Origin of the sequence: Variovorax paradoxus, from assembly GCF_000834655.1 — a bacterium.
Taxonomy (GTDB): domain Bacteria; phylum Pseudomonadota; class Gammaproteobacteria; order Burkholderiales; family Burkholderiaceae_C; genus Variovorax; species Variovorax paradoxus_F.
In genome coordinates this window covers 1-2,340 of sequence record NZ_JXQQ01000109.1, presented here as the reverse complement: position 1 = coordinate 2,340, position 2,340 = coordinate 1, and the positions used below count along the sequence as shown (strand labels likewise).

2 protein-coding genes are annotated in these 2,340 nt (G+C 67.9%); both read left to right on the top strand.

Annotation, left to right across the window (positions count from 1 at the left end):
* A partial coding sequence (locus RT97_RS28700) for a phosphopantetheine-binding protein (protein WP_042582267.1) occupies positions 1 to 329 on the top strand: 329 nt, incomplete at its 5' end.
* The coding region (locus tag RT97_RS28695; RefSeq protein WP_042582266.1) for a condensation domain-containing protein at positions 329 to 2,340 on the top strand (2,012 nt) is incomplete at its 3' end. The genes RT97_RS28700 and RT97_RS28695, both read left to right, overlap by 1 nt.

Here is a 2,340-nt window from a genome sequence, read left to right as displayed (position 1 = left end):
AGCGGGCCAGCGAGCGGGCCTACGAGGCGCCGCAGGGCGAAGTCGAGATCGCGCTCGCGGCCGCGTGGGCCGATGTGCTCGAGGTCGCGAAGGTCGGCCGCCACGACGACTTTTTCGAGCTCGGCGGGCATTCGCTGTCGGTGCTCAGCGTGCAGACGCGCATGCAGAGGCAGTTCTCATCCATGCAGGTCCCGCTCAAGGTGTACTTCGAGCATCCGACGCTCGCCGCGCTGGCCCAGGCGCTTCAGGCGATGACGCGCACGGTGGAAAAAGAAGAGGCCACGGATCTTGCGCAGATGGCCGCGTTGCTCGCAGAGTTGGAGGATTGATGCAGATCGAAAAACAGGCCATTGCCGACCGCTTCGCACGGCTGCCGCGCGACAAGCAGAAGATTTTTCTCGATGCGTTGCGCAAGCAAGGCGTGGATTTCGCGCGGCTGCCGATCGTGTCGGCCGCCGGCGCGCAAGACAGCGCGGCACTGTCGTATGCGCAGCTGCGCCAATGGTTCCTCTGGGAGCTGGACCCCGGGAGCACGGCCTACCACATCAACGGCGCGTTGAAGCTGCGCGGTGCGCTCGACGTGGCGGCGCTGAAGGCGAGCTTCGCGGCGCTGGTGGAGCGCCATGCATCGCTGCGCACCGTGTTCCGCCCCGACGGGCAAGGCCTGAGCGAGCAGCGGATTCTGGAGCGCATCGACTTCGACGTCGAGACGATCGACCTGTCAGCTCTCTCACCGCAGGCCGCGGAAGACGGCGCGCGTGACGCGGCGAAGCGCCTGACCGACACGCCCTTCGACCTCACGCGCGGCCCGCTGCTGCGCGTGGGTCTCCTGCGGCTGGCGGCCGAAGAGCATGTGCTGGTGGTGGTGATGCACCACATCGTGTCGGACGGCTGGTCCAAGCAGATCCTGGTGGACGAGTTCATGCAGCAGTACCGCGCGCGCGTGCGCGGCGAGACGCCCGCGATGGCGCCGCTGCCGGTGCGCTACGCCGACTACGCCGCTTGGCAGCGCAACTGGCTCGAGGCGGGCGAGAAGGAACGCCAGCTCGCCTACTGGACCGAGCGGCTGGGCGCCGCCAACACGGTTCTGCAATTGCCGACGGACCACAGCCGCCGTCCCGATGGCCGTTACCAGGCGGCGGGGCACACCGTCGAGTTGTCGCGCGAACTCGTGCAGCAACTGCACCAGCTCGCGCACGGCAACGGCGCAACGCTTTTCATGGTGCTGCTCGCGGGCTTCCAGGTGCTGCTGCATCGCCACAGCGGCGAGCGCGACATCCGCGTGGGCGTGCCGGTGGCGAACCGCACGCGCGCGGAGATCGAGGGCGTGATCGGCTTCTTCGTCAACACGCAGGTGCAGCGCAACGTGATGGACAGCCGCACGCCGCTGTCGAAAGTGCTGGCGCAGACCAAGGAGGCGGCGCTGGGCGCGCAGGCGCACCAGGACCTGCCGTTCGAGCAACTGGTCGAAGCCCTGCGGCCCGACCGCAGCCTGAGCGTGAGCCCGCTGTTCCAGGTGGTGTTCAACCACGAGCGGATCGACGGCCGCGCCTTTGCGCAACTGCCGGGCATCGAGGTCGAGAGCTATGCGCTCGGCGATCCGGCGGCGCAGTTCGAACTGGTGCTGAACACGAGCGAGGATGCGGACGGACGGGTGAATGCACTCTTCGCGTATGCGGCCGAGTTGTTCGACGCAGAAAGCATCGAGCGCATGGCAGGTCACTACGTGGCGATCCTAGGCGCGCTGGCCAGCCGCGGCGAACTGACCGTCGGCGACGTCGACCTGCTCGGCGCCGCCGAGAAGGCGCAGCTCGCGCAGTGGAGCGTCAACACGCACCGCGAGCCCGGCCTGCAACCCGTGCACCGCCTCATCGAAGGCCATGCCCGCCACCAGCCGCAGGCCACCGCGCTGCTCTTCGCCGACGACGCCCTGAGCTTCTTCGAACTCAACCGCAGGGCGAATCGCCTGGCCCACCGCCTGATCTCCCTGGGCGTGGGCCCCGATGTGCTCGTAGGCATCGCCATGGAGCGCAGCGTGGAGATGGTCGTGGGCATCCTGGCCATCCTCAAGGCCGGCGGCGCCTATCTGCCACTGGACCCCGAATACCCGGCGCAGCGCCTGGCGTACATGGTCGAGGACAGCGGCATCCGATTGCTGCTGACCCACCGCGCCACGCGCGACTGCATCGCCTTCCGCGAAGGACTCACTTTTCTCGAAGTCGAGGACCTCGATCTTTCCGGTGAACCCGAGAGCGATCCAGAGATTCCCCTGCACGGCGAGCACCTGGCCTACGTCATCTACACCTCCGGCTCCACCGGCAAGCCCAAGGGCGCGGCCAT